This is a genomic window from Allobosea sp. P4_E12 (assembly GCF_056401655.1).
Genome location: NZ_JBFUIY010000009.1, coordinates 120399 through 142966 on the forward strand (window position 1 = coordinate 120399; position 22568 = coordinate 142966).

Genomic DNA, 22568 nt, shown 5'->3' on the forward strand with positions numbered 1-22568 from the left:
CGAAACATGGGGGTCACAGCACGTCCCTAGCGTCGAAATTGACGACGACATCACGCCAGTCGTCATAGTAAGCGGCAAATTGAGCAGGAATGCGCAGGGGCGCGCAACGGCGTGTCGCCGTCAGGGCCGAATCGGCCGCGACCCGGAACAGCGGATCGGACGAGGTGTTGATCACGCCCGGCTGGCCCGCGAGCGAGCCGTCGGTATTCAGCTTCATCCGCACCGAAGGCACGACTGCGCCCTTCGCATTCGCGAGCCCGATCGGCACGTTCCAGCATTTCAGGAGCTGGTCCTGAATGATCCCGACAAGCTGCGCGCGCAACGAAGGGCTGAGCTTTTGCGACGAGCCGCGCTCGGTGCCGAGCGACGCGGTGCGGTTCACCTGCGGCGCGGACGAGCCTGAGGACTGAGCCGGCTCCTTCGATTGCAGAAGCTTGGCGATATCGGTCGGGTTGAAGTTCTTGGCGATCTCCGCCTCACGCTTGGCCTTGGCCTCGGCTTCGGCCTTTGCCTTGGCGGCGGCGGCGATCTTGGCCTTGGCCTCCGCTTCGGCCTTCGCCCTGGCTTCCGCCTCAGCCTTTTCCTTGGCCGCCTCGGCAGCGGCCGCCTTGACCTGCGCTTCCGCCTTGGCCTTGGCAGCAGCGTCGGCCCTGGCCTGCGCCTCGGCTTCGGCCTTCGCCTTGGCAGCGGCCTTGGCATCCTCCTCGGCCTGCTTCGCCTTGGAGGCCAGTTCAGCTTCCTCGGCGAGCTTGGCGAGCTCCTCGCGGCGCAGATCCGGCTTTGGCTCAGCCGCAGCCTCTGCCTTCTGCGGCGGCTGCTTCGCCGGCTCCGGCGGCTTGGGCTCCGGCTTCGGGGGCTGCAGCGCAGGGCGGGCTGGCGGCATTGGCGCCGAAGCGTTGTCGTCCGCGGTCTTCAATTCAGCGGGCCGCGTCGGTGGCGCAGGGGTGTCCTGCTTGGCCTCACCGGCTTCCTTGCGCTCGACCGTCTCCGACTGGCGCTCGGCGCGCTGGACCGGCTGTTCCTGCACCTTCTCAGCCTTGCGTTCGCCACGCGTGACCTGATTCAGTGCACTCGGATCGACCATCTCGACGGCGATCGCCTCTTCGTTCTCCGGCAGGGGATTCGGCGACGAGAACGCCAGCAGCCCCGCGACGAGAAACGTCACGTGGCCGAGAGCGGAGAGCGCGATTCCCGGTTCGGAGGTGGAGAGCTTCACGGCTGGAAATACCTCGCCTTCACGTCGTCAGCGCGTTGCGGGCTCGGTGACGAGTGCCACACGCTTGAACCCGGCCGACGTGATCGTCGACATCACCGATGCGACGCGCCCGTAATCGACCTGACGGTCGCCGCGCACATAGATGCGCTCGTCGAAGCCCTGCTTGGCGAGGCCATGCAGCTTCGTCACCAGGTCGGGCTCCAGCGTCGGCTGGTCCTGGAGGAAGATCTGGCCCTTGCTGTCGATGGCAATGGTGATCGGCTTCTGGTCGACATTGATCGGCTTCGCCCCGGTCTGCGGCAGATCGAGCGGAACGCCGGTCGCGATCAGGGGCGCGGCCACCATGAAGATGATCAGCAACACCAGCATGACGTCGATGAACGGCGTCATGTTGATCTCGGCGATCGCGCTGTGGCGGCGGCCACGCCGGCCCCGCCTGCCTCCGGCCTTGGCGCCGGTCGCTGCTGACATGCCCATCGTGCAGCCCCCTACGCCGCCAGCCGCTCGTCGATCTGCCGCGACAGGATCGCGGAGAACTCGTCGGCAAAGGCTTCGAGGCGGTTCTGGGCCTTGGCCACTTCGGCCTGCAGCTTGTTATAGGCCATCAGCGCCGGAATCGCGGCAAACAGGCCGATCGCGGTGGCGAAGAGCGCCTCGGCGATACCGGGCGCCACCACGGCAAGGGAGGAATTCTTGGAGACCGCAATGGCGGTGAAGGAATTCATGATGCCCCAGACCGTGCCGAACAGGCCGATGAAGGGAGCGGCCGAGGCAATGGTCGAGAGCACGAGCAGCTTCGATTCCAGCCGCTCGGTTTCGCGCTGAATGGTAACGTCGAGAACCTTGTCGATACGTGCCGAAAGGCTGGCGACGGAGCGGCCGCCATTCTCGAAGGAGCGCTTCCACTCCCGCATCGCCGCGACGAAGACCGCCGCCATATCATTGACCGGCTTGCTCGCGAGATCGCGATACAACTCTTCCAGCGACCGACCGGACCAGAACACCTCCTCGAAGGCATCCATATCGCGGCGGGTGCGGCGATAGAGCAGCGTCTTGTCGATGATGATCGACCAGCACCACACAGAGGCGCCGAGCAGACCCATCATGACCAGCTTGACGACGATATGGGCGTGCCAGAACAACGTCCAGAACGACATGTCGATCTGTGGCGCAGCCTGCGCAACCTCGGCGGGGTTCATTCTGTCATCCTTTCAGACGGTCAGCGCGATCGAGCGCTGCTGATCCAATCTCCCGCCGACCAAATCGATGACCGAGGCCACGAATACCTCGCGCCACCACCGAATTTGCGAACTGGGGAACATGCCGTTCCTGTCAATTGCCTTTGAATCCGGCGAAAGATGGGCGCATCCGGGGTTTTCTTCATCAGCGACTCGTGCTGGTCGAGTTAAGCACCCAGCAAGGTTAATGCCGGGTTGACAGCGAAACGAATCGAACGGCGCGCCGCTGCTGCGGGCTCTGGGGCGGCGCGAGCGGATGCGCTGAGCCCCCCTGCGCTCGGAGTCTCCTCAAAGCAAAATGGCCCGCCTCGTTGCCGAGGCGGGCCATCTCTGGCGTCAGGTTTCAGGCGGACACGTCAGGCCGCATCCTGGTCCGGTTGGCTGCCGGGCCGACGATCGGCCATGAACTGGTCGAACTCGGCCTTGTCCTTGGCCATGCGCAGACGCCCCAGGAAGTCCTGGAACTCGCGCTGCTCGTCCTCAAGCCTGCGCAGGGTTTCTGCGCGGTACTCGTCGAAGGCATGGTTGCCGCTGGACGGCGGACCGCCCCATCGACCCCAGCCGCCGCCAGGGCCGCCGCGTTCCCCCATGCGTTCCCGCATGCGATCCATCTTCTCCTGAAGACGGCTCATCCGGTGCTCGAACCGGTTTCCACCGGCATATCCGCAAGACATGCGTCCACTCCCCCACATGAAGGCCAGGGTCGCAAGACCAAGCGGCCACCACACGATGAAGCCCAGTACCGCAAAGGCGAACCAGGCCCCTCTTCCATATTCATCAAGCCTCGCAACGATCGGCATCGATCCCTCGCGATATCAGTGAGTGTGTATGTTAGTCACATACACATTATGGGAACGCCCCCGATCCCTGTCAAGCGGCGGAGGCCGGTTTCAATTCGCTGGCGCCGAGAGGCCGAGCCCTTGCAGATAGATCAGCATATTGGCTTCCAGCAGTTCGGCCGCCGACATCGGCAACGAGCGACGGCCCGCATCGGCCCGCCCGAACAAGGCTGCCACGCCATGCGACATCGCCCAGACATGCAGCGCCATCATCAGCGCCGGCGGCCGGCGCCCCGCCGGAAGGGTCGCGATCAGGGCCTCACAGGCCGCGCGCAGCATCTGGAAGGAACGATCCGCCGCGAGACGCAATTCCGGGCTGGCATCGAGCGGTACGCCAGCCTCGAACATTGCGGAATAATAGGCCGGCTGCTCATGAGCAAAGGCGATATAGGTCTGTCCCAACTGCTGGAAGGCAGTCCATGCATTGGGTCTGCCCTCGTTCCAGGCGCGCGACTGTGCCGCCTCGAAGGCCTGGAAGCCCCGCGTGGCGACATCGGCCATCAGTTCGACCTTGTCGCGATAATGCCGATAGGGCGCCGTCGGGCTGACCCCCGCCAGCCGTGCGGCTTCGGCAACGGTGAAGCCGTTCGCCCCCTTCTCTGTGATCAACTCGAGCGCCGCCTTCACCAGCTCCTCCTTGAGGTTGCCGTGGTGATAGCCGCGTCGCTCCGAATCCGGCCGCCGTCCGATCATGTAAGGAGCGCTAACATAGCAGGCGAATGGCGTCGACGGTGTTCGCCGCCCATCATGCCTCGAGCCCCAGCCGGTGGCGCAGTGTGTCGGGAATACGCCGAGCCCGACCGCCGCCGACGCAGGCGACCTTGACCTCGGCGGTGATCAGCACCTCCTCGCCACGCAGCACGCGCTGGGCAATATCCATCGTCGCGCCGCGTGCAGCCGTCGCAACGGTCTCAACGGTCAGCATGTCGTCCATCACGGCGGGCTTGAGGAAATCGATCGTCATGCGGCGCACCGCGAACCCCAACGCCGCGCCCCCGTCGAACAGCTCGCGCTGTTCAACGCCGAGCGCGCGGATCAACTCGGTCCGGCCGCGCTCCATGAAACGCAGATAGGAGGCGTGATAGACGACGCCGGAGAAATCGGTGTCTTCATAATAGACCCGGACGGGAAGCTGGTGGACGGCGCTCATGTCGCTGCGGGATTTCCGTGATGACGTTTCCCGACCTTTAGACCGGGCATGGCAGCCGGAACAACCGCGCACGGGCATGATCGACGCGACGCTACCCGGAACCTCGCGCCGTCGCTAAGGTTGCTTCACCGACAGCCTAGCAAGGAGAAACGGCATGGCCCAATCGACCAAGGCAATCCAGCGTCTTCTCGACAAGTCGGAATACGAGCTCTTTACCCGGACCCAGCGCCGAACCATCGGCGGCGCGACCGATGCCGAGTTGAAGGAGCTTTCGGTCCAGTTGCGCGAACGCCGCGACCGGGCTCGCTCGATCGCCCGCCAGCAGCGGCGCGAGATGCGCCGCAAATCCGAGCCGCAGGGCGCGCGCCCTGCCTCCGACAACAGCGGCACCAAGGCGAAGGCCGACATGCTGACCTCGGCGCTGAAGCGGGTCGGTGCCGAGCGGACGCGCCGCACGGAGAAGCTGCACGCTCCGAGCCAGCGCAGCCTTGCCCGCAAGGCGCTGGCGCTGAAGCAGCGCCAGGAGGCCGCCCAGACGCAGCCTGCGAGCCGGCACGCCGGTAAAGGCATGAAGTCCGTCCCAAGCAGCAAGGCAGGGAAATCCGGCGCGCTCGATCATGCGGGCCAACGCTCGGCGATGCACCGATCGAAATTCGCGCGGTAGCAGCCGGTTTCAGCGCGTGCAGGGCTTCTTCATGAAGGACCCGCACTCATAGGGTTGCGACAGCGCCTCGCGGATGCTGTCGCTCCCATCGCCAATATCGTCGATGCGCCAGGCGCCGGCTTCCCAGATCATCCGGAACGGCACCATCACCGTCTTTCCGAGGCTCTGGAAGCTGGCCGTGACAAGCGCCTGGCCGGCCGCCGGCTTCCCAATCACCACAATGCGCAGGTTCTTCACCTCGCCGTCCTGGCCGTTGAGGAAGGGATCGGCGCCGATATTGCCCATCTCGCCGCTCTCATCCTGATAGAGGTCGTCGCGGGCGAAGAGCGCGGCAAGGCCTTTGCTCAAGAGCCTGTCGCGATGCGGCGGTCGCCATGCCGGTGGCGGGGCTTTGGGGCCGGAGCTGGCGAGGCCACGGATTGTCGCGGCATAGGCCTGTTTGACCGTCGCTTCGGGCGTGGACTCGGCCGCCGCAGCCCATTGCGCGGCGAGCCCCGCAGTCAACGTGACGAAGACGGCGATCAAAAGGTTCCGGAGTATTTTCAGCATCACTCGTCCTCGGCCTCGTCCCCGAACAACCCGAATTGCGCGGCCTCGCGGTTCGGCTCCGGCATGCCGAGATGCCGGAAGGCATGCGGCGTCAGCAGGCGCCCGCGCGGAGTGCGCTGGATGAAGCCCTGCTGCAGCAGGAACGGCTCGATGATTTCCTCGATCGCATCGCGCGGCTCGGAGAGCGAGGCGGCGATGGTCTCGATCCCGACCGGGCCGCCGCCGAAATTGATCGCGACGGTGGTGAGATAGCGCCGGTCCATCTGATCGAGGCCGATGCCGTCCACATCGAGCAGGTGCAGCGCCTTGTCGGCGACCGAGCGCGTGATCACCGGATCGCCGTCGACGATGGCGAAGTCCCGCACGCGCCGGAGCAGCCGGCCGGCGATGCGCGGTGTCCCGCGGGACCGGCGGGCGACCTCGTTGGCACCGTCATCCGACATGCCGATGCCGAGCACGCGAGCGCCGCGCGAGACGATGCCCTGCAATTCCTCGACCGTGTAGAATTGCAGGCGGATCGGAATGCCGAAACGGTCGCGCAGCGGCGTCGTCAGCAAGCCGGCGCGCGTGGTCGCGCCGACGAGCGTGAACTTGGGCAGGTCGATCTTGACCGAGCGCGCCGCCGGGCCCTCCCCGATGATCAGGTCGAGTTGGTAATCCTCCATCGCCGGATAAAGGATTTCCTCGACCGCCGGGTTGAGCCGGTGAATCTCGTCGATGAAGAGCACGTCGCGCTCTTCGAGATTGGTCAGTTGCGCCGCGAGGTCGCCGGCCTTGGCAATGACCGGCCCCGAGGTCGAGCGGAAATTGACGCCGAGTTCACGCGCCACGATCTGCGCCAGCGTCGTCTTGCCGAGGCCCGGCGGGCCGACGAAGAGCACATGGTCGAGCGCATCACCGCGCGCGCGCGCCGCATTGATGAAGACCTGGAGATTGGCGCGCGCCGCCGCCTGGCCGGTGAAATCGGACAGCGACAGCGGCCGCAGCGAGGTTTCGCTGTCGTCGTCGCGACGGTCGGCCGTCACGAGGCGGCGGGGTTCACTCACAGTTCAATCTCCAGCTCCAGCGCGTCATGCACCGGGATGTCCCTGTAGCCGGTCTTGATAATCGTCGGAATCACGGAGCGATAATGATCGATCGCCTCGGGATAGAGGCCGGACAGGCGAAAGCCCTGGCGCTGATAGAAGGTCAGCCCGGGCATGTTGTCATTGGTCAGCATCGCCTTGAGCTTCTTGGCACCTGCGGCCCGGGCAGCGGCCTTGACCGCAGCGAGCATCTGGACTGCCACGCCCTCTCCCGGCCGCAGCGAATGCAGGGCGCAGAGATAGGCGGTCTCGTCGTGTCGCGTCCAGCTTGCCAGCGCCGCCGTCTGCCCCGTAGCCGTGAACAGGCCGAGCGCATCGATCTCAGCGACGTCGTAGGTGTGCAGGTCGATCATCATCTTATGCGAGCCCCAGACCGCCAGCATCAGTTGCAGCAGCTCGCTCTTATCCTCGACGGCGCGGACGATCAGGGCGTCGGCATTGCTCACTTCGCCAGTTCCTTGAGACCCAGCTTGATCAGCTGGGCCGTCCCGGCCCCCTCGCCGGCTGCTTTCGAGGCCGCGGCCACCGCCGCCACGGCCTGGGCCTGCGGATAGCCGAGATTGGACAGGGCAGAGATCGCGTCCGCCACCGCTTGCGGTAGTTTCCTGTCCTCCAGTGCGCCCGCGAGCTGCACCACGCCGGGATCGATATGGCCGAAGGCGGGCGCCTTGTCCTTGAGCTCGGCGCAGAGCCGCTGCGCCAGCTTTGGACCGACCCCGGGGGAACGCGCCACGGCCGCCTTGTCGTTGGTCGCGATCGCCGTCGCCAGCGCGCCGGGCTCCAGCGTCGAGAGAATGGCGAGCGCCACCTTGGCGCCGACGCCCTGTACCACCTGCATCAGCCGGAACCAGTCGCGTTCGACGTCGGACAGGAAGCCATAGAGACGGATCGCGTCCTCGCGGACATGGGTCTCGATCGCCAGCGCCGCTGCCTCGCCGGGTTTTGGCAAACGCTGCAAGGTGCGCGACGAGCATTGCACGACATAGCCGACACCCTGCACGTCGAGGATCACGAAATCCTCGCCATAGGAATCGATCAGCCCCTTGAGCTTGCCGATCATCAGAGGCTCCGTCGCATGTGCATGTCCAAGCTGTAGCGCCTCACGAGGCCGCGCGCATCTGCGCAACCAGCGCCCTCATGCCGCGATGCTGCGAATGGCAGATCGCCACCGCGAGCGCGTCCGCAGCATCTGCCGATTTTGTCTCGGCCTTCGGAAGCAGCACCCGGATCATCGCCTGGACCTGCTTCTTGTCGGCATGGCCGACGCCGACCACCGTCTTCTTGACGAGATTGGCCGCGTATTCGGCAACGCTGAGACCGGCGATCGCCGGCACCACCAGCGCGATGCCGCGCGCCTGGCCGAGCTTCAGCGCCGATTGCGGATCGCGGTTCACGAACGTCTCCTCGACCGCGACCTCGTGGGGGTCGAACGAGCCGATCACCCGCGCGATACCGTCATGAAGTTGTCTCAACCGCTCCGAAAGCGGGCTCGCTCCGTCGCTTTCGACGCAGCCGCAGGCAACGAAGGAGAGCTTGGTGCCCTCGCTGGTGATGATGCCCCAGCCGGTCTTCCTGAGACCGGGATCAAGGCCGAGAATCCGAATCGCTTGTGCCATGTCCGCACACTAGTCTGGACACGGTTTGTACTCCATTACCGAGGTTCCACTGAGGAGCGCTGCCGGAATGCCAGGGCATGCGGCACAGCATGGCGTGGCCTCTATACGCTGCGCGCGGCTTGCCCCTATGCTTCGTCGATCGCGGTCATTCCGCGAGAAATCCGGACGTTTTTCGTCATCGAGACGATGTCAGCGCAGGAATCCAGGGGAATACGTCATGAGAACGTCGCTCTTCGTCTCTCTCGCGGCCTCGCTCGCCCTGTTGCTGCCACCTCTGGCGCTGACGGCACGCGCACAATCTCCTACCCCTGCCGAAGCCCGCGCCATCGCCAAGGAAGCCACGATCTATGGCTTCCCGCTCGTCGACAATTACCGCATCCAGCATTCCTATTTCGTCGATCGCAACAGCCCGGAGTTCAAGGCTCCCTGGAACACGCTCGTCAACAACGCACGTGTCTATACGCCTGACGACAAGGCGATCCAGACGCCCAACTCGGACACGCCCTATTCCTATGTCGGTGCCGACCTGCGCGCCGAGCCGCTCGTCTTCACGGTGCCCGCGGTCGAGAAGGGCCGCTACTATGCCCTTCAGTTCATCGACCAATACACCTTCGATTTCGCCTATGTCGGCAGCCGCGCCACCGGGAACGGCGCGGGCAGCTATCTGCTGGCGGGGCCGAAATGGAAGGGCGAGAAACCCGCGGGCATCAAGCAGGTGATCCGCTCCGAGACCGATTTCGCCTTCGTGCTGTACCGGACCCAGCTCTTCGACCCCGGTGACATCGACAAGGTGAAGGCGGTCCAGGCCGGCTACAAGGTCCAGCCGCTCTCGCAGTTTCTGGGACGGCCGGCGCCAGCACCGGCGCCGACGGTCGATTTCATCAAGCCGCTGACGCCCGAGCAGGAACGCAGCTCGCTCGAGGCCTTCAACGTCCTGAATTTCGTTCTGCAATTTGCCCCGACGCATCCGTCCGAAAGGGCGCTGATGGCGCGTTTCTCGAAGATCGGCGTCGGCGGCGGAAAGAGCTTCGACGCGAATGCGCTCTCGCCTGAACTACGCCAGGCCCTGCAGGACGGCATGGCCGATGGCTGGGCCGCATTCAAACTGTACAAGGAAACAGAGGTCGATACCGGCAAGAGTTCGAGTGCGGACGGGTTTGGTACGCGAGCCTTCCTGAAGAACAATTACATGCTGCGAATGGCAAGCGCTGTCCTCGGCATCTACGGCAATGCGAAGCAGGAGGCGCTCTATCCCGCCTATTTCATCGACTCCGCCAAGCAGACGCTGAACGGGGCGAAGCGCTACACCCTGCGCTTTGCACCGGGGCAGTTGCCACCGGTCAACGCCTTCTGGTCGCTGACCATGTACGAGCTGCCGGCGAGCCTGCTCTATGCCAACCCGATCAACCGTTACCTGATCAATTCGCCGATGCTGCCGGGCCTGAAGCGCGATGCGGATGGCGGGATCACGGTCCATGTGCAAAACGAGTCCCCCGGCAAGGAGCGCGAAGCCAACTGGCTGCCCGCGCCGACGGGGCCGTTCTTCGCGGTCACGCGGCTGTACTGGCCGAAGCCGGCGGCGCTGAACGGCAAATGGAAATCCCCACCGCTGCAGCCACAGAACTGACCCAGAGGGCCGAGATGCACACCAAGCTCACGATTTACGCGTTTGCCGCTACGCTGGCGGTTACGGGCGGCGCGGTCGCGCAGGCGCCGTCGGATCCTGCAGCCCCAGTCGGAGTGGACAATTTCATCCGCGCCGAATCGGACCTCTACATGAGCAACATGGTCAAGGACGGCAGCCTCGGTAAATTCGTGCACCGGCGTGAGCCGGCCGCGATCGACAACCAGACCGTTATCCGCCTCAACCGCGATACGCTCTATTCGGCGGCCGTCTTCGATCTCGACGCAGGCCCGGTCACGATCACGCTGCCGACGGCAGGCAAGCGCTTCATGTCGATGCAGGTGATCAACGAGGACCACTATACCCCGATGGTGGCCTATGGCGCCGGCTCCTACACCCTCGACAGGCAAAGGGTCGGCACGCGCTATGCGGCGGTTGCCATCCGCACCCTGGTCGACCCTGTGGATCCAAAGGACGTGCAGCAGGTTCACGCCCTGCAGGATGCCATCAAGGTCAGCCAGAAGCGCGCGGGTAAGTTCGACGTGCCGAACTGGGATCAGGCCAGCCAGAAGAAAGTCCGTGACGCATTACTGGTGCTGGGCTCGACGATACCCGATTTCAAGAAGGCCTTCGGCACGAAGAAGGAAGTCGATCCCATTCGGCACCTGATCGGGACCGCGACAGGCTGGGGCGGCAACCCCGACAAGGACGCCACTTATCTCAACGTCACGCCGGCGAGGAATGACGGAACCACCGTCTACAAGCTCAACGTCAAGGATGTGCCGGTCAACGGCTTCTGGTCGGTGAGCCTCTACAATGCCGAGGGCTACTACGAAAAGAATCCTTACGGCGCCTACTCATTGAACAACATCACCGCTAGGAAGAATGGCGACGGCTCGATCTCGATCCAGTTCAGCGGCTGCGACGGCAAGATCCCGAACTGCCTGCCGATCATGAAGGGCTGGAATTACACGGTTCGCCTCTATCGCCCACGCGCTGAGATCCTGAACGGCAAATGGAAATTCCCGGAACCCGTGGCCGCAAGCTGAGCAAGGCGGGCATGCGCGGACGCGCAGTTGATCAGGCGCGCATGACCGCGCGCGATCCTCATGGCATCGATGACGTGCACATATCGATGCCATCACAAGGAAAGAGTTGATCCCGCCGGGACTTGGGTGATGGTGGGCTGCCCCGACTGCCTGACCTCCCTGGACCGATGACCGACCTGCTTTCCGCGCTGTTCCCCAGCCTCACCCTCTCGGGGATAACCACCCTTCTCGGCGCGACGCTGCTCGGCGGACTGGTGCGCGGGTTCACCGGCTTCGGCTTCGCCATGGTCTTCATGCCGCTGGCAAGCCTGGTGCTCGGCCCCGTCGCAGCGCTCGGCCTGATCTGGGTGATCGATCTGCCTTTCGCGCTGCCGATCGCCGCCCGCTCGGCCAAGCGTGCCGAATGGAGCGAGGTCATCCCCTTGCTGATCGCCGCGACGCTGACGCTGCCATTCGGGCTCTGGCTGCTGACCTGGCTGGAGCCGAGGACGATGCGCTGGATCGTCGCCGTGCTCGTTCTCGCCGCGGTGACGCTGATGGCCTCGGGCTGGCGCTATCACGGCAAGCCGGGCATCCCGCTCTCGCTGGGTGTCGGTTCGCTGTCCGGCCTGTTCAACGGCCTCTCCAGTATCGGCGGCATGCCGCTGGCCGTATTCTGGCTCGGCGCCCAGCGCAACGACCGGCACAAAGCGCGTGCCAACCTCCAGACCTATTTCGGCCTGTCGACCGTGGTCAGCGGTGTCCTGCTCTGGCTGAAGAGCATCATCACGGCCGCATCGCTCGCGATGGCGCTGCCGTTGTTTGCGATCTACGGCGCCGGTCTCTGGGTCGGCACGCATGCCTTCCGGATCGCCTCCGAGGAGACGTTCCGGCGCATCGCCTATCTCGTGATCTTCCTCAGCGCGCTGGTCAGCCTGCCGCTATGGGATGGCATGCTGGGGCGTTGAACCGCCGCGTTCGCCTTCGCAGGCAAGTAGTCGCGCCTTGCCGCACGCGATGAAGGAGCAGGCGTCGTGGCCGGGACAAGCCCGACCATGATTGGCAGGGCTGCTTACGAGCCGAGCTTCGCCATGATCTCGTCGGCGATCTCGAAATTCGCGAAGACGTTCTGCACGTCGTCGTCATTGTCGAGCGCCTCCATCAGCCGCATCATCGATGCGGCCTTCTCCTCGTCGAGCGGCGCGGTCGTCGTCGGGCGCCAGACGGGCTTGGCCGAAGCCGGCGCGYCGAGCGAGGCTTCGAGCGCCTTGGAGACTTCGTTCAGCGCATCGAAGCCGCACAGGATCGTGTGGCCGTTCTCGTCGCTGACGACGTCGTCGGCGCCAGCTTCGATCGCCGCTTCCATGACCTTGTCGGCATCGCCGGCCTCCGGCGGGTAGGTGACCTCGCCGACGCGGTTGAACATGAAGGAGACGGAGTTGCTTTCGCCAAGAGCCCCACCGGCCTTGGTGAAGTAGGATCGGACGGCCGAAGCGGTGCGATTGCGGTTATCGGTCAGCGCCTCGACGATGACGGCGGCACCGCCCGGGCCATAGCCCTCGTAGCGCACCTCGTCATAGTTCTCGCCTTCATTGCCGGCCGCCTTCTTGATGGCGCGCTCGATATTGTCCTTCGGCATGTTTTCGGCACGCGCGGCGAGCACCGCCATGCGCAGGCGCGGATTCATGTTGGGGTCGGGCATGCCCATCTTGGCCGCGACGGTGATTTCGCGCCCGAGCCGCGAGAACAGCTTCGACCGCACCGCGTCCTGCTTGCCCTTGCGGTGCATGATGTTCTTGAATTGGGAATGCCCGGCCATCGAGGTCAGCCTCTTTTGTCACTGTGGACCTGCCAAGGCGGACCAAACTGGGCCCGGCGAGGCAATCCGCGCCTTATAAGCGGGGCTTTTGCCGGCAGGCAAGCCGCCGGGCCGCCCTGAATGACGATGCTCCTACTGCGTTTCCACGGCAGAAGCGCGGCAAGAGCAGCGTTAAGCCAATCTTTGCCGAACTGGGTCAGGGTCACTTCAGATCAGTCCCTCCTGCCAGATTGCAGCTCTCCCGACCTCATGAAATCTGTGTCCAGCATAGCCATCGCAGAACAGGACGTGCGCTTCCGCGCGTTCCAGATCGGCGCCGACGATCTCGCCCTTCTGCGCCTGCAATCCGCCTTCGCCAAGGAGAGACTGCCGGGGTTGCTGCAGGAACTGCACGTCGAATTCGATCCCTGGCCGGAAACCAGCCGCGCATTGAAAACCCCCGAGGTTCATGAACTCAGGCTGGCGCACTGGATCAGGCTGGCCTCGGGCGAACTCGGGGATGGCTACCTCCACTCCGCCCGCAACCTCGCCGCAGCCTTCTATCGTCACGGTGTTCCGGTCTATGCGGTCGCGATCTGCCACACGATCGTCTCCAACGCGATCGGCGCCGAGCTTGGTGTCGACCGCGACGGCCTCCAGAAGTTGAATGGCTTCTGGCAGCACAAGCGCTTCGTCCGGGGCATTGCCATGAGGGCTGCGCTCAACAAGGCCGTGCAACTGGACCTCGAATTGCTGCTCGAGACCTATGCCGAAGTCCAGCGTGAAAGCCGCGAGCGCACCCGCGCCGAGATCGAGGCCTTCGAGGTCACGGTTCGCGGTGTGGTCGACACGGTCAGCACCGGTGCCACCCGCGTCGAGACCATGGCACGCGCCGTCAGCAACGTCGTGCAGGATACCGGCACGCAGGCCATCGTCGCCGCGCAGGCCTCCGATGAAGCCTCGGCAAACGTCCAGAACGTCGCCAGCGCGGCCGAAGAGCTCTCGATCTCGTTGAACGATGTCTCGTCCGAAATCTCGCGCGCGGCGAACATGGCGCATGACGCCAATGCGGCCGCGATGAAGACCGACATCATCGTGAAGAGCCTCGCGCATTCGGCCGAAACCATCGGCGCGGTGGTCGAGATGATCAAGACCATCGCCGCCCAGACCAACATGCTCGCGCTCAACGCCACGATCGAGGCTGCGCGTGCCGGCGAAAGCGGGCGCGGCTTTGCCGTGGTCGCCAATGAGGTCAAGCAGCTTTCGGCGCGCACGGCCCAGGCAACCGACGAGATCGCGGCTCAGGTGCCGGCGATGCAGGCGGCGACGCGCGAGGCAGTCGCGGCAATCGAGAGCATCGTCGCCTTCGTCACGCAGATGGAGCAGACGACGGTGACGATCGCGGGCTCGATCGACGAGCAACGCGCCGCAACGCAGGAAATTGCCCGCAGCGTCAACCTGGCCGCGCTCGGAACGCAGGAAGTCGCGCAGGCCGCCAGCGGGGTCAGCGAGATGGCGCAGACAGCCGGCGCCAATGTCTCGGACGTCCTGAGCGTCGCGGAAAACCTGGCGAAGCAAGCCTCGTCGCTCACCTCCGCCTTCGAGAACCTCGCCCGTCAGGGCCGCACCGTCTAAACGGTTCAGGGTGGGGTGATCAGCCCCGCTCCCAGGCCTCCGGTGTGGCCTCGCTCAGATGCGGCCCCAGCCTGACGGCCCAGACCGCCCGGGCCAGCCCCGTCGCGTCGTCGATATCGACCGCCACGCCAGACAGTGTTCCAGGTCCGGTCGCAGGCTCCAGCCTCGCGCCCGGCACCTTCTGCAGGAAGCGGCGAACCGGCTCCTCCCGGTGCATGCCCAGAACGGAATCATAGTCGCCACACATGCCGGCATCGGACTGGTAGGCGGTGCCGCCAGGCAGGATGCGCGTATCGGCGGTCGGGGCGTGGGTATGGGTGCCGACCACGAGACTGGCGCGGCCATCGACGAAATAGGCCATGGCCTGCTTCTCGCTGGTCGCCTCGGCATGGACATCGATGATGACGGCGTCGGCGACCTCGCGCAGCGGACAGGCTGCGAGTTCGCGTTCGACCGCGGCGAAGGGGTCATCGAGCGGATCCATGAACAGCCGCCCCATCACATTGACGACCAGCACGCGCGCGCCGTTGCGCGCCTCGATCACGGTCGCGCCGCGGCCGGGCGTTCCGGGCGGATAATTGGCGGGGCGGACCAATGCGGGCTGGCGCTCGATGAAGACCAGCGCCTCGCGCTGGTCCCAGGAATGGTTGCCGAGCGTCACGGCATCGGCCCCCGCGGCCAGAAACTCGTCGCAGATCGCCTCGGTGATGCCGAAGCCACCGGCCGAGTTCTCGCCATTGATCACGACACAGTCGAGCTTCCAGCGCTCACGCAGGCCAGGCAGGCGCTCCTGAACCGCAATGCGACCGGGGCGACCGACGACGTCGCCGAGGAAAAGAAAACGCATGACGGGAACCCTGAACGAAGAAGGAGCGCTTCACTGACGCGAACGCGCACGCGAATCAACCGCAGCGGATGGTTTCGCGCTCGGTCACGATCCAGTCGAGCTTGCGGTCATGGGGCTCATCGGGAACAGCCGCGATCTCCTGCGCACCATAGGCGAGGCCGATCGTAGTGACCGCTCCGAGCTCGGTGAGCGTGCGGTCGTAATAGCCTTTGCCGTAGCCGATGCGGTAGCCGCGGCGGTCGAAGGCCGCAAGCGGCACAAGCAGGATGCTCGGCCTTGCCTGCGGCTGTTGCGGCTCGGGCACCAGCGTACCGAAGCCACCGGGCACGATCGGCTCCCATGGCGCCCAGCTCCGGAAAATCATCGCGCCATTGACGATAGCCGGCAGGCAGAGCGGAACGCCCCGCGCGTGCAGGGCTTCCAGAACCGGGCGGGGGTCGGCCTCGGAGCGCATCGGCCAATAGGCCGAGACGGTTCCGCCTCCAGCCAGCGCCGGCAGCGCCAGGACGCCGGCGACGATGGCCTGATCCCATTCGAGCCGGTCATCGATCTCAAGCGCGTCACGGCGCGCGAGCGCCTCGATCCGCAACTCGCTCTTGCCGCGGAGCGGCGTCGTTTGAAGGTCAGTATGCATGGAGAAAGCGCGGAGCCACCTTGGCCGTGGAGTTTTCGATCCCGGGACACCTACTAAGTAGGTGGGCGCCATATGTCTGGGTCCAGGGACCCAGTCAGGGACAGCTCCCGAGGAGATCGTATGGGCCCGGGAATACATACTCTCACGCACCGGGCAGCCCCGCCAGAACTATGTAGGACGCTCGCCGGCAAAGCGCCAGTGGCGAGTTGCAGCCGGCGCACAGGATGCTGGCTCACGCCGAGAAGAACTCTCGCACGTCCCGGGTGAGCTGCTGCAACGTCGCCTCGAACGGCAGCAGGTCGGTGTCGATGATCAGATCGCTGAAGGGACGTTCCGCATAACCTTCATGCAGCATGACGCGGATGCGCTCATGCTCGTCCTCGTCGAATGCACGGCCGCGTGCCGCCGATGTGATACCCGCATAGGAGGCGCGCAGGCTGATGAAGAGCGGGCGAACGCCAGCATCCGTGAAATGACGCCGGTAGAAGATCCAGGTGCTACACCCCAGCGGATAGGCGATCACGACAACTGGCTGAACCGCGAGGATTGTCAGGCCAGTCCTGACCACGGATCGGCTCGTCCGCAGGATTGAGCGATACCAGGGCAGATCCGGATCCGAATGGTCGTCACCGTCGATGAAGCCGCCACCGAGCTCCGTGGCCAGCGCCTTGCCGAGTGTCGTCTTGCCGGCGCCGATCGGGCCGCTCAGGAAAATCGCATAGGGCTGCATCGCCGCTGTTTCACCCAGAGAACGCCTCGGGGCAATCGTCGCCCCCGCAGGGCACTGCCAGGCCGCCCGCACCAGTCCGTGCTGGATCACGCCGTCGATCGGATCGGGATAGGCGATGCCGTGCCTCGAGGCTTCAGCCGACTGGGCTTGGGATCAGGCTGCGCGCTACGCTTTCGATACGCTCTGCCGCAGTGACCAGCGCTTCGGCGGCGCGCTCCTCGACCTCGCCCAGGCGCTGATCGGCAGAGCCGGCGTCGCCGCGCACAGCCGCGAGCATGTTCTCCAGCGTCGCGACGCGTTCCTTGAGCTCCGACACCTCGTCGGCAACCATCAGCGCGGCCATCACATGCAGACGCATGTCGCCGATCTCGCCAAAAGCCTGGCGCATTTCATCGATCTTGCCGTCATAGAGATTGGCGAGCCCTTCGAGATGGGCTTCCTCGCCGTCGCCGCAGGCCATGCGATAGGCCTTGCCCGCGATCGTGACATTCACCTGCGGCATCACGCCCTCCGTATTCAGTGCTCGCGCGCCTCGGCGCGGGCGATCACGTCACCCACCGCGCCCAACGCCTTCTCCAACCTGCGTTCGACGTCGCCCGCCGCGGTTTCGACCTGGCCGACGCGCGCGATCGCGCCATCGAGCTCCGCTGCGAGCCGGGCCCTGTCATCCTGCATCAAGGTCAGCTCGGTTTCGAGGTTGGCCCGTCCGCGCTCCGCCTCGATGCGTCGGCGCGCAGCCGCCTCGAGTTGCGCGAGTGCGCTATCGAGTCGCGCAAGCGCATTGTCCAGCATCAGGCTCGCCACGGTCGTCTCCTCCCTTTCAGTTCGAAGCCGGCTCCATGATTCGCGAGCCTAAAGCAGGATATGAGCAAGTGGGAAACGCTTTCGGGCAGATATTCGCAGCTCTCAACTGTGATAGCAGCCCCCTGATGAATTGACTCCGGGAGAGCGGGCATCCTATCGAGCACCCGCACGAAAACGATGCCCCGAAAGCCTACCGGACCGTCGCCCTCATGCCCTTCCGGCATGGTTCGGACGCGGGACGCGCCCTTCCGCCCGCCGGAGCCAATGACACCATGACCACGATCGACCGCGCCCAGCACGACAAGCTCGCCAACGCCATTCGCGCCCTGGCAATGGATGGCGTCGAGCAGGCGAAGTCCGGCCACCCCGGCCTGCCGATGGGTGCAGCCGACGTCGCAACCGTGCTGTTTACCCGCGTCATGAACTATGACGCCGCCGATCCGCGCTGGCCGGATCGCGACCGCTTCATTCTCTCGGCCGGTCACGGCTCGATGCTGCTCTACGCCCTGCTCTATCTCACGGGCACGCCGGGCATGGAGCTCGACGACCTCAAGAAGTTCCGCCAGCTCGAGTCGAAGACCCCGGGGCATCCCGAGAACTTCATGACTGTCGGCGTCGAGACCACCACTGGCCCGCTCGGCCAGGGTCTCGCCACCGCAGTCGGCATGGCCATGGCCGAGCGCATGCTCGCCGCCGAGTTCGGCAAGAAGGTCGTCGACCACAAGACCTATGTCCTGGCCTCCGACGGCGACCTGATGGAAGGCATCAGCCAGGAAGCGATCGCGCTTGCCGGCCACCACAAGCTCAACAAGCTGATCGTGCTTTGGGACGATAACGGCATCTCGATCGATGGCCCGCTCTCGATCTCCGACTCGGTCGACCAGGTCGCGCGTTTCAAGGCCTGTGGCTGGCGCTCCGAGCGCGTCGACGGCCATGACCCCGACGCGATCGAGGCCGCGATCCGCCGCGCCCAGAAGTCGAACAAGCCGACCATGATCGCCTGCAAGACCGTGATCGGCTTCGGCGCACCGAAAAAGGCCGGCACCTCCAAGGCTCATGGCGAGCCGCTCGGCGCCGAGGAACTCGCAGCCGCGAAGGCCAAGCTCGGCATCACCGGCGCGGCCTTCGAGATTGCCCCCGACATCCTCAAGAGCTGGCGCGCCTTCGGCTCTGCCGGCCACCTCGCCCACAAGGACTGGCTCGCCCGGTTCGAGGCGCTGTCGCCACGCAAGCGCGCCGAGTTCGAGCGCCGCCTCGCCCACACGATTCCGGGCAAGCTCGACAAGGTGATCGTCGCCCACAAGAAGGCCCTTGCCGCCAACCCGGTCACCGTCGCGACCCGCAAGGCCTCCGAGCTCGCCCTCGACGTCATCGTGCCGGTGATGCCGGAGCTGGTTTCCGGCTCGGCCGACCTGACGCCATCGAACAACACCAAGGCGAAGGGGCTGGAAGACTTCACGCTCAAGACCCCGAAGGGGCGCTACATCCGTTACGGCATCCGCGAGCACGGCATGGCTGCCGCGATGAACGGCATCACCCTGCATGGCGGCTTCCGCACCGCCGGGGGCACCTTCCTGGTCTTCGCCGACTACGCCCGCCCCTCGATGCGTCTGGCGGCCCTGATGGGCCTGCCGGTCGTCTATGTCATGACCCATGACTCGATCGGCCTGGGCGAGGACGGCCCAACCCACCAGCCGGTCGAGCATCTCGCCTCGCTTCGCTCGATGCCGAACATGCGCGTGCTGCGCCCAGCCGACGCGATCGAGACGGCGGAAGCCTGGCAGATCGCGCTTGAGCGGACCGGAGGGCCGACCGTGCTGGCGCTCTCGCGCCAGAATCTCGCGCCGCTCCGCACGGATGGCACCGCGACCAACCGCTCGGCCAAGGGCGCCTATGAATTGCAGGCGGCCGAGGGCGGCAAGGCGCAGGTCTCGCTCTTCGCGTCCGGCTCGGAACTCGAGATCGCCGTTGCGGCCCGCAAGCTTCTGGCCGAGAAGGGCGTTCGCGCCCGTGTCGTCTCTGTACCCTCGCTCGAACTGCTGCTCGCTCAGGACGAGGCGACGCAGAACCAGATCATCGGCGAGGCCCCGGTCAAGATCGCGATCGAGGCCGCCGTCCGCTTCGGCTGGGATGCGGTGATCGGCCATGACGGCATCTTCGTCGGCATGGCCTCCTTCGGCGCCAGCGGCCCCTACAAGGACGTCTACAAGCATTTCGGCATTACGCCCGACGCAGTGGTCGAAGCCGCATTGAAGCGGCATAACGGCTGAGTTTTACCCGGACACTTGCGTTTGGCCATGCTTTGGCCGATTTGCCCGCGTGAATAACGGCCAACCCGCCGTGAATCGGCGAAGGAGAGGATTGAGATGACGGTCAAGGTGGCGATCAACGGCTTCGGCCGCATCGGGCGCAATGTTCTGCGCGCGATCATTGAGTCGAAGCGCAAGGATATCGAGGTCGTGGCGATCAACGATCTCGGCCCGGTCGAGACCAACGCCCATCTCTTCCGCTTCGACTCCGTCCACGGCCGCTTCCCCGGTACCGTGACAGTCTCCGGCGACACGATCGATGTCGGCCGTGGACCGATCAAGGTCACGGCGATCCGCGATCCCAAGGACCTGCCGCACAAGGCGCTCGGCGTGGACATCGCGCTGGAATGCACCGGCATCTTCACGACCCGCGACAAGGCGGCCGCCCATCTCGCCGCCGGCGCCAAGCGCGTGCTGGTTTCGGCGCCCTGCGATGGCGCCGACCTGACCGTGGTTTTCGGCGTCAACAACAACGCCCTGGCCACGGACCATCTCGTCGTCTCGAACGCCTCCTGCACGACGAACTGCCTCGCGCCAGTCGTGCGCGTGCTGCAGGACGCGGTCGGCATCGACAAAGGCTTCATGACCACGATCCACGCCTATACCGGCGACCAGCCGACGCTCGATACGATGCACAAGGATCTCTATCGGGGCCGTGCTGCCGCGTTGTCGATGATCCCGACTTCGACCGGCGCCGCCAAGGCGATCGGCCTCGTCATTCCCGAGCTGAAGGGCCGTCTCGACGGGACCTCGATCCGCGTGCCGACCCCGAACGTCTCGGTCGTCGACTTCAAGTTCATCTCGAAGCGCAAGACCACGGTCGAGAAGATCAACGAAGCCATCATCAAGGCCTCGAAGCGCGGTCCGCTCAAGGGCATCCTCGCGGTCACCGACCAGCCGAACGTCTCGATCGACTTCAACCACGACCCGGCTTCGTCGACCTTCGCGCTCGACCAGACCAAGGTTTTGGACGACAAGTTCGTTCGCATCCTGGCTTGGTACGACAACGAGTGGGGCTTCTCGAACCGCATGAGCGACACTGCCGTCGCGATGGCGAAGCTCATCTGACGCAACGGCCGGCGGGACCCCGCGCGCTGCCGGGCCCCGCCTGACCCTTCTCGAACGAACGGAACGCGCATGACCAAGATCGAGCCGACCGTCGCCGCGCCGGCGAGCCTCCCCGAACCCTCCATCGCTGCGCCCGGCGCATCGGGAGCAACGGTGACGGCTCTCTCCGCAGCCAGCCGGACCGAAGAGGTGGCGCCGACCGCGGAGCCGCGCAAGCTCGACCAACTCTCTCGCATCGAAGACAAGGCGGCGCGCATCGAGGAGAAGTTTGCCCGCTACGAGGCCGTCTTCACCCGAGCCGAAGCCTCGCTGGAGCGCAGTGCGGCCAAGGTCGAGACCGCGACCGGCGCCATGGACTTCGCGGGAATCCGCCAGGAGGTTGCGGCGCTGCGCGAACGCGTCGACGCGACTCCTCGTTCGGCGACCCTGTTCACGACCGCCCTCGTCACTGCCGTTCTCACCGTGCTGCTCACCATCCTGGTGCTGAAGTTCGGCGTGCCGGGCCTGTTTCCGGGACTTCTGCCACGATGAGCTTCCGCACGCTCGACGACGCCGATCTCGCCGGCAAGCGCGTGCTTGTCCGCGTCGACCTGAACGTGCCGATGGACGCCGGCAAGGTCACCGACACGACACGCATCGACCGTGTCCTGCCCACCATTCGCGAGATCTCGCAGAAAGGTGGCAAGGTCATCCTGCTCGCGCATTTCGGCCGGCCGAAGGGTCGCGATCCCAAGGATTCGCTGAAGCCGGTCGCCATGGCGCTTGCCCATCAGCTTGGCCAGCCGGTGATCTTCGTCGATGACTGCATCGGCGAGGACGCCGCCAAGGCCGTCGCCGCGGCCAAGAGTGGCGAAGTCCTGCTGCTGGAGAACACCCGCTTTCATGCGGGCGACGAGAAGAACGACGCCGCCTTCGTCCGGGCGCTCGCCGCCAATGGCGACATCTTCGTCAATGACGCCTTCTCCGCTGCCCACCGTGCCCATGCTTCGACCGAGGGCCTCGCCCATGTGCTGCCGGCCTATGCCGGTCGCACCATGCAGGCCGAGCTGGAAGCGCTGAGCGCCGGGCTCGACAATCCCGCCCGCCCGGTCATGGCGATCGTCGGCGGCGCCAAGGTCTCCACCAAGCTCGAGCTGCTCGGCAACCTGGTGAAGAAGGTCGACGTCCTCGCCATCGGCGGCGGCATGGCCAATACCTTTCTGGCCGCGCGCGGCGTCGATGTCGGCAAGTCGCTCTGCGAGCATGATCTCCTCGCTACCGCCCGCGAGATCGACGAGAAGGCCAGGATTGCGGGCTGCGAGATCATGCTGCCGGTCGATGCGCTGGTCGCCCGTGAGTTCAAGGCCAATCCCGGACACCGCGTCGTGCCGATCACCGAGGTCGCTGCCGACGAGATGATCCTCGATGCTGGCCCGCTCAGCGTCGCCGAGGTCGTGCTCAAGCTCGACACCGTCAGGACGCTGGTGTGGAACGGCCCCTTCGGCGCCTTCGAGCTGCATCCTTTCGACACGGCGACGGTCACAGTCGCCAAGGCTGCGGCCGAGCGCGTCAAGGCCGGCCGGCTCGTGGCCGTTGCCGGCGGCGGCGACACCGTTGCAGCAATGAACCATGCTGGCGTCGCCGACGACCTGTCCTATGTCTCGACGGCGGGCGGTGCCTTCCTCGAGTGGATGGAAGGCAAGGCCCTGCCGGGGGTCGAGGCGCTGCGGACGCGGTAAGCCGCAACGCCTTCAT

Annotated in this window: 26 protein-coding genes and 1 other RNA gene; 9 read left to right on the forward strand and 18 right to left on the reverse strand. The window is 65.5% G+C overall.

Going from position 1 to position 22568, the window contains the following annotated elements:
- Positions 1 to 13: 13 nt before the first annotated feature.
- The 6 genes from tolA to ybgC all read right to left on the reverse strand — a co-directional run bounded on the left by tolA (position 14) and on the right by ybgC (position 4443).
- A complete protein-coding gene (gene tolA / locus AC1DW9_RS13805) occupies positions 14 to 1216 on the reverse strand; it encodes a cell envelope integrity protein TolA (RefSeq protein ID WP_476776078.1) in 1203 nt (400 codons plus the stop codon).
- Between the two features lie 27 nt (positions 1217 to 1243).
- Positions 1244 to 1693: a protein TolR gene (gene tolR / locus AC1DW9_RS13810; RefSeq protein ID WP_069879422.1), complete on the reverse strand. Its 450-nt coding sequence runs from the start codon at positions 1691 to 1693 to the stop codon at positions 1244 to 1246.
- A gap of 11 nt (positions 1694 to 1704) precedes the next feature.
- The gene (gene tolQ, locus AC1DW9_RS13815) at positions 1705 to 2415 is read right to left on the reverse strand and encodes a protein TolQ (RefSeq protein WP_043238377.1); all 711 of its coding nucleotides are present in this window, start codon (positions 2413 to 2415) and stop codon (positions 1705 to 1707) included.
- Between the two features lie 395 nt (positions 2416 to 2810).
- Positions 2811 to 3254, reverse strand: coding sequence for a DUF2852 domain-containing protein (locus AC1DW9_RS13820; RefSeq protein ID WP_113513332.1), 444 nt, complete (start codon positions 3252 to 3254; stop codon positions 2811 to 2813).
- 90 nt (positions 3255 to 3344) lie between these two features.
- Positions 3345 to 3986: a TetR/AcrR family transcriptional regulator gene (locus AC1DW9_RS13825; protein ID WP_476776079.1), complete on the reverse strand. Its 642-nt coding sequence runs from the start codon at positions 3984 to 3986 to the stop codon at positions 3345 to 3347.
- A gap of 52 nt (positions 3987 to 4038) precedes the next feature.
- Positions 4039 to 4443 (reverse strand): tol-pal system-associated acyl-CoA thioesterase, encoded by a 405-nt coding sequence (ybgC, locus tag AC1DW9_RS13830; RefSeq protein ID WP_476776080.1) that lies wholly within the window; start codon positions 4441 to 4443, stop codon positions 4039 to 4041.
- Between the two features lie 154 nt (positions 4444 to 4597).
- Between ybgC and AC1DW9_RS13835 the strand changes: the two genes are divergently transcribed.
- Positions 4598 to 5107, forward strand: coding sequence for a hypothetical protein (locus AC1DW9_RS13835; protein WP_476776081.1), 510 nt, complete (start codon positions 4598 to 4600; stop codon positions 5105 to 5107).
- 9 nt (positions 5108 to 5116) lie between these two features.
- On the opposite strand, the gene AC1DW9_RS13840 is transcribed toward AC1DW9_RS13835, so the two are convergent.
- From AC1DW9_RS13840 to ruvC, 5 genes are read right to left on the reverse strand one after another with little or no spacing between them, the layout of a single operon-like run.
- The gene (locus tag AC1DW9_RS13840) at positions 5117 to 5656 is read right to left on the reverse strand and encodes a DUF3828 domain-containing protein (protein WP_476776082.1); all 540 of its coding nucleotides are present in this window, start codon (positions 5654 to 5656) and stop codon (positions 5117 to 5119) included.
- The gene (ruvB, locus tag AC1DW9_RS13845; protein ID WP_476776083.1) at positions 5656 to 6702 is read right to left on the reverse strand and encodes a Holliday junction branch migration DNA helicase RuvB; all 1047 of its coding nucleotides are present in this window, start codon (positions 6700 to 6702) and stop codon (positions 5656 to 5658) included. The genes AC1DW9_RS13840 and ruvB overlap by 1 nt, the downstream gene beginning before the upstream one ends.
- A complete protein-coding gene (locus AC1DW9_RS13850) occupies positions 6699 to 7187 on the reverse strand; it encodes a hypothetical protein (RefSeq protein WP_476770811.1) in 489 nt (162 codons plus the stop codon). The genes ruvB and AC1DW9_RS13850 overlap by 4 nt, the downstream gene beginning before the upstream one ends.
- Positions 7184 to 7801: a Holliday junction branch migration protein RuvA gene (gene ruvA, locus AC1DW9_RS13855; protein ID WP_069879414.1), complete on the reverse strand. Its 618-nt coding sequence runs from the start codon at positions 7799 to 7801 to the stop codon at positions 7184 to 7186. The genes AC1DW9_RS13850 and ruvA overlap by 4 nt, the downstream gene beginning before the upstream one ends.
- 40 nt (positions 7802 to 7841) lie before the next feature.
- Positions 7842 to 8357: a crossover junction endodeoxyribonuclease RuvC gene (gene ruvC / locus AC1DW9_RS13860; RefSeq protein ID WP_476776084.1), complete on the reverse strand. Its 516-nt coding sequence runs from the start codon at positions 8355 to 8357 to the stop codon at positions 7842 to 7844.
- A 217-nt stretch (positions 8358 to 8574) separates the two neighbouring features.
- Here ruvC and AC1DW9_RS13865 point away from each other — a divergent pair, with 217 nt between their 5' ends.
- The 3 genes from AC1DW9_RS13865 (at position 8575) to AC1DW9_RS13875 (ending at position 11977) form a co-directional block, all read left to right on the forward strand.
- Complete coding sequence (locus AC1DW9_RS13865) at positions 8575 to 9984, forward strand: DUF1254 domain-containing protein (protein ID WP_476776085.1); 1410 nt, start codon at positions 8575 to 8577, stop codon at positions 9982 to 9984.
- 14 nt (positions 9985 to 9998) lie between these two features.
- Entirely contained in the window at positions 9999 to 11030 is a 1032-nt protein-coding gene (locus AC1DW9_RS13870) for a DUF1254 domain-containing protein (protein WP_476776116.1), read from the forward strand.
- A gap of 167 nt (positions 11031 to 11197) precedes the next feature.
- Positions 11198 to 11977 carry a sulfite exporter TauE/SafE family protein gene (locus tag AC1DW9_RS13875; RefSeq protein ID WP_476770808.1) on the forward strand — a complete coding sequence of 260 codons (780 nt, stop codon included), beginning with the start codon at positions 11198 to 11200 and terminating at the stop codon, positions 11975 to 11977.
- Between the two features lie 104 nt (positions 11978 to 12081).
- Here the strand turns inward: AC1DW9_RS13875 and AC1DW9_RS13880 are convergent, their stop codons facing one another.
- Positions 12082 to 12828, reverse strand: coding sequence for a YebC/PmpR family DNA-binding transcriptional regulator (locus tag AC1DW9_RS13880; protein WP_476855115.1), 747 nt, complete (start codon positions 12826 to 12828; stop codon positions 12082 to 12084).
- A gap of 288 nt (positions 12829 to 13116) precedes the next feature.
- Between AC1DW9_RS13880 and AC1DW9_RS13885 the strand changes: the two genes are divergently transcribed.
- Entirely contained in the window at positions 13117 to 14442 is a 1326-nt protein-coding gene (locus tag AC1DW9_RS13885) for a methyl-accepting chemotaxis protein (RefSeq protein WP_476855116.1), read from the forward strand.
- Between the two features lie 19 nt (positions 14443 to 14461).
- On the opposite strand, the gene AC1DW9_RS13890 is transcribed toward AC1DW9_RS13885, so the two are convergent.
- From AC1DW9_RS13890 to AC1DW9_RS13915, 6 genes are all read right to left on the reverse strand, one after another.
- Positions 14462 to 15289, reverse strand: coding sequence for a TIGR00282 family metallophosphoesterase (locus AC1DW9_RS13890; protein ID WP_441488209.1), 828 nt, complete (start codon positions 15287 to 15289; stop codon positions 14462 to 14464).
- 55 nt (positions 15290 to 15344) lie between these two features.
- Entirely contained in the window at positions 15345 to 15923 is a 579-nt protein-coding gene (locus tag AC1DW9_RS13895; protein WP_441506995.1) for a 5-formyltetrahydrofolate cyclo-ligase, read from the reverse strand.
- Between the two features lie 8 nt (positions 15924 to 15931).
- Positions 15932 to 16086: non-coding RNA, 6S RNA (gene ssrS, locus AC1DW9_RS13900), on the reverse strand.
- Positions 16087 to 16155: 69 nt separating this feature from the next.
- On the reverse strand, positions 16156 to 16743 hold the full coding sequence (locus AC1DW9_RS13905) for an AAA family ATPase (protein ID WP_441506994.1): 588 nt from the start codon (positions 16741 to 16743) through the stop codon (positions 16156 to 16158).
- Between the two features lie 43 nt (positions 16744 to 16786).
- A complete protein-coding gene (locus AC1DW9_RS13910) occupies positions 16787 to 17155 on the reverse strand; it encodes a cell division protein ZapA (protein ID WP_069879404.1) in 369 nt (122 codons plus the stop codon).
- A 14-nt stretch (positions 17156 to 17169) separates the two neighbouring features.
- Positions 17170 to 17457, reverse strand: coding sequence for a DUF4164 family protein (locus tag AC1DW9_RS13915; protein WP_371331978.1), 288 nt, complete (start codon positions 17455 to 17457; stop codon positions 17170 to 17172).
- Positions 17458 to 17729: 272 nt separating this feature from the next.
- Here AC1DW9_RS13915 and tkt point away from each other — a divergent pair, with 272 nt between their 5' ends.
- The 4 genes from tkt to AC1DW9_RS13935 all read left to right on the forward strand — a co-directional run bounded on the left by tkt (position 17730) and on the right by AC1DW9_RS13935 (position 22552).
- Positions 17730 to 19727: a transketolase gene (gene tkt / locus AC1DW9_RS13920; RefSeq protein WP_476776087.1), complete on the forward strand. Its 1998-nt coding sequence runs from the start codon at positions 17730 to 17732 to the stop codon at positions 19725 to 19727.
- A gap of 96 nt (positions 19728 to 19823) precedes the next feature.
- Complete coding sequence (gap, locus tag AC1DW9_RS13925; protein ID WP_441488205.1) at positions 19824 to 20834, forward strand: type I glyceraldehyde-3-phosphate dehydrogenase; 1011 nt, start codon at positions 19824 to 19826, stop codon at positions 20832 to 20834.
- A gap of 69 nt (positions 20835 to 20903) precedes the next feature.
- A complete protein-coding gene (locus AC1DW9_RS13930; protein ID WP_476776088.1) occupies positions 20904 to 21365 on the forward strand; it encodes a hypothetical protein in 462 nt (153 codons plus the stop codon).
- Positions 21362 to 22552 carry a phosphoglycerate kinase gene (locus AC1DW9_RS13935; RefSeq protein WP_441506992.1) on the forward strand — a complete coding sequence of 397 codons (1191 nt, stop codon included), beginning with the start codon at positions 21362 to 21364 and terminating at the stop codon, positions 22550 to 22552. The genes AC1DW9_RS13930 and AC1DW9_RS13935 overlap by 4 nt, the downstream gene beginning before the upstream one ends.
- Positions 22553 to 22568 lie beyond the last annotated feature (16 nt).

What these genes read in the sequence shown, in the direction of transcription:
- AC1DW9_RS13930 (WP_476776088.1), top strand. Translation starts at nt 20,904, where the DNA reads ATGACCAAGATCGAGCCGACCGTCGCCGCGCCGGCGAGCCTCCCCGAA.
- tolQ (WP_043238377.1), bottom strand. Translation starts at nt 2,415, where the DNA reads ATGAACCCCGCCGAGGTTGCGCAGGCTGCGCCACAGATCGACATGTCG.
- ruvA (WP_069879414.1), bottom strand. Translation starts at nt 7,801, where the DNA reads ATGATCGGCAAGCTCAAGGGGCTGATCGATTCCTATGGCGAGGATTTC.
- AC1DW9_RS13840 (WP_476776082.1), bottom strand. Translation starts at nt 5,656, where the DNA reads ATGCTGAAAATACTCCGGAACCTTTTGATCGCCGTCTTCGTCACGTTG.
- gap (WP_441488205.1), top strand. Translation starts at nt 19,824, where the DNA reads ATGACGGTCAAGGTGGCGATCAACGGCTTCGGCCGCATCGGGCGCAAT.
- AC1DW9_RS13910 (WP_069879404.1), bottom strand. Translation starts at nt 17,155, where the DNA reads ATGCCGCAGGTGAATGTCACGATCGCGGGCAAGGCCTATCGCATGGCC.
- AC1DW9_RS13820 (WP_113513332.1), bottom strand. Translation starts at nt 3,254, where the DNA reads ATGCCGATCGTTGCGAGGCTTGATGAATATGGAAGAGGGGCCTGGTTC.
- AC1DW9_RS13835 (WP_476776081.1), top strand. Translation starts at nt 4,598, where the DNA reads ATGGCCCAATCGACCAAGGCAATCCAGCGTCTTCTCGACAAGTCGGAA.
- tkt (WP_476776087.1), top strand. Translation starts at nt 17,730, where the DNA reads ATGACCACGATCGACCGCGCCCAGCACGACAAGCTCGCCAACGCCATT.
- ybgC (WP_476776080.1), bottom strand. Translation starts at nt 4,443, where the DNA reads ATGAGCGCCGTCCACCAGCTTCCCGTCCGGGTCTATTATGAAGACACC.
- AC1DW9_RS13935 (WP_441506992.1), top strand. Translation starts at nt 21,362, where the DNA reads ATGAGCTTCCGCACGCTCGACGACGCCGATCTCGCCGGCAAGCGCGTG.
- ruvC (WP_476776084.1), bottom strand. Translation starts at nt 8,357, where the DNA reads ATGGCACAAGCGATTCGGATTCTCGGCCTTGATCCCGGTCTCAGGAAG.
- AC1DW9_RS13825 (WP_476776079.1), bottom strand. Translation starts at nt 3,986, where the DNA reads ATGATCGGACGGCGGCCGGATTCGGAGCGACGCGGCTATCACCACGGC.
- AC1DW9_RS13875 (WP_476770808.1), top strand. Translation starts at nt 11,198, where the DNA reads ATGACCGACCTGCTTTCCGCGCTGTTCCCCAGCCTCACCCTCTCGGGG.
- AC1DW9_RS13895 (WP_441506995.1), bottom strand. Translation starts at nt 15,923, where the DNA reads ATGCATACTGACCTTCAAACGACGCCGCTCCGCGGCAAGAGCGAGTTG.
- tolR (WP_069879422.1), bottom strand. Translation starts at nt 1,693, where the DNA reads ATGGGCATGTCAGCAGCGACCGGCGCCAAGGCCGGAGGCAGGCGGGGC.
- AC1DW9_RS13890 (WP_441488209.1), bottom strand. Translation starts at nt 15,289, where the DNA reads ATGCGTTTTCTTTTCCTCGGCGACGTCGTCGGTCGCCCCGGTCGCATT.
- AC1DW9_RS13865 (WP_476776085.1), top strand. Translation starts at nt 8,575, where the DNA reads ATGAGAACGTCGCTCTTCGTCTCTCTCGCGGCCTCGCTCGCCCTGTTG.
- AC1DW9_RS13870 (WP_476776116.1), top strand. Translation starts at nt 9,999, where the DNA reads ATGCACACCAAGCTCACGATTTACGCGTTTGCCGCTACGCTGGCGGTT.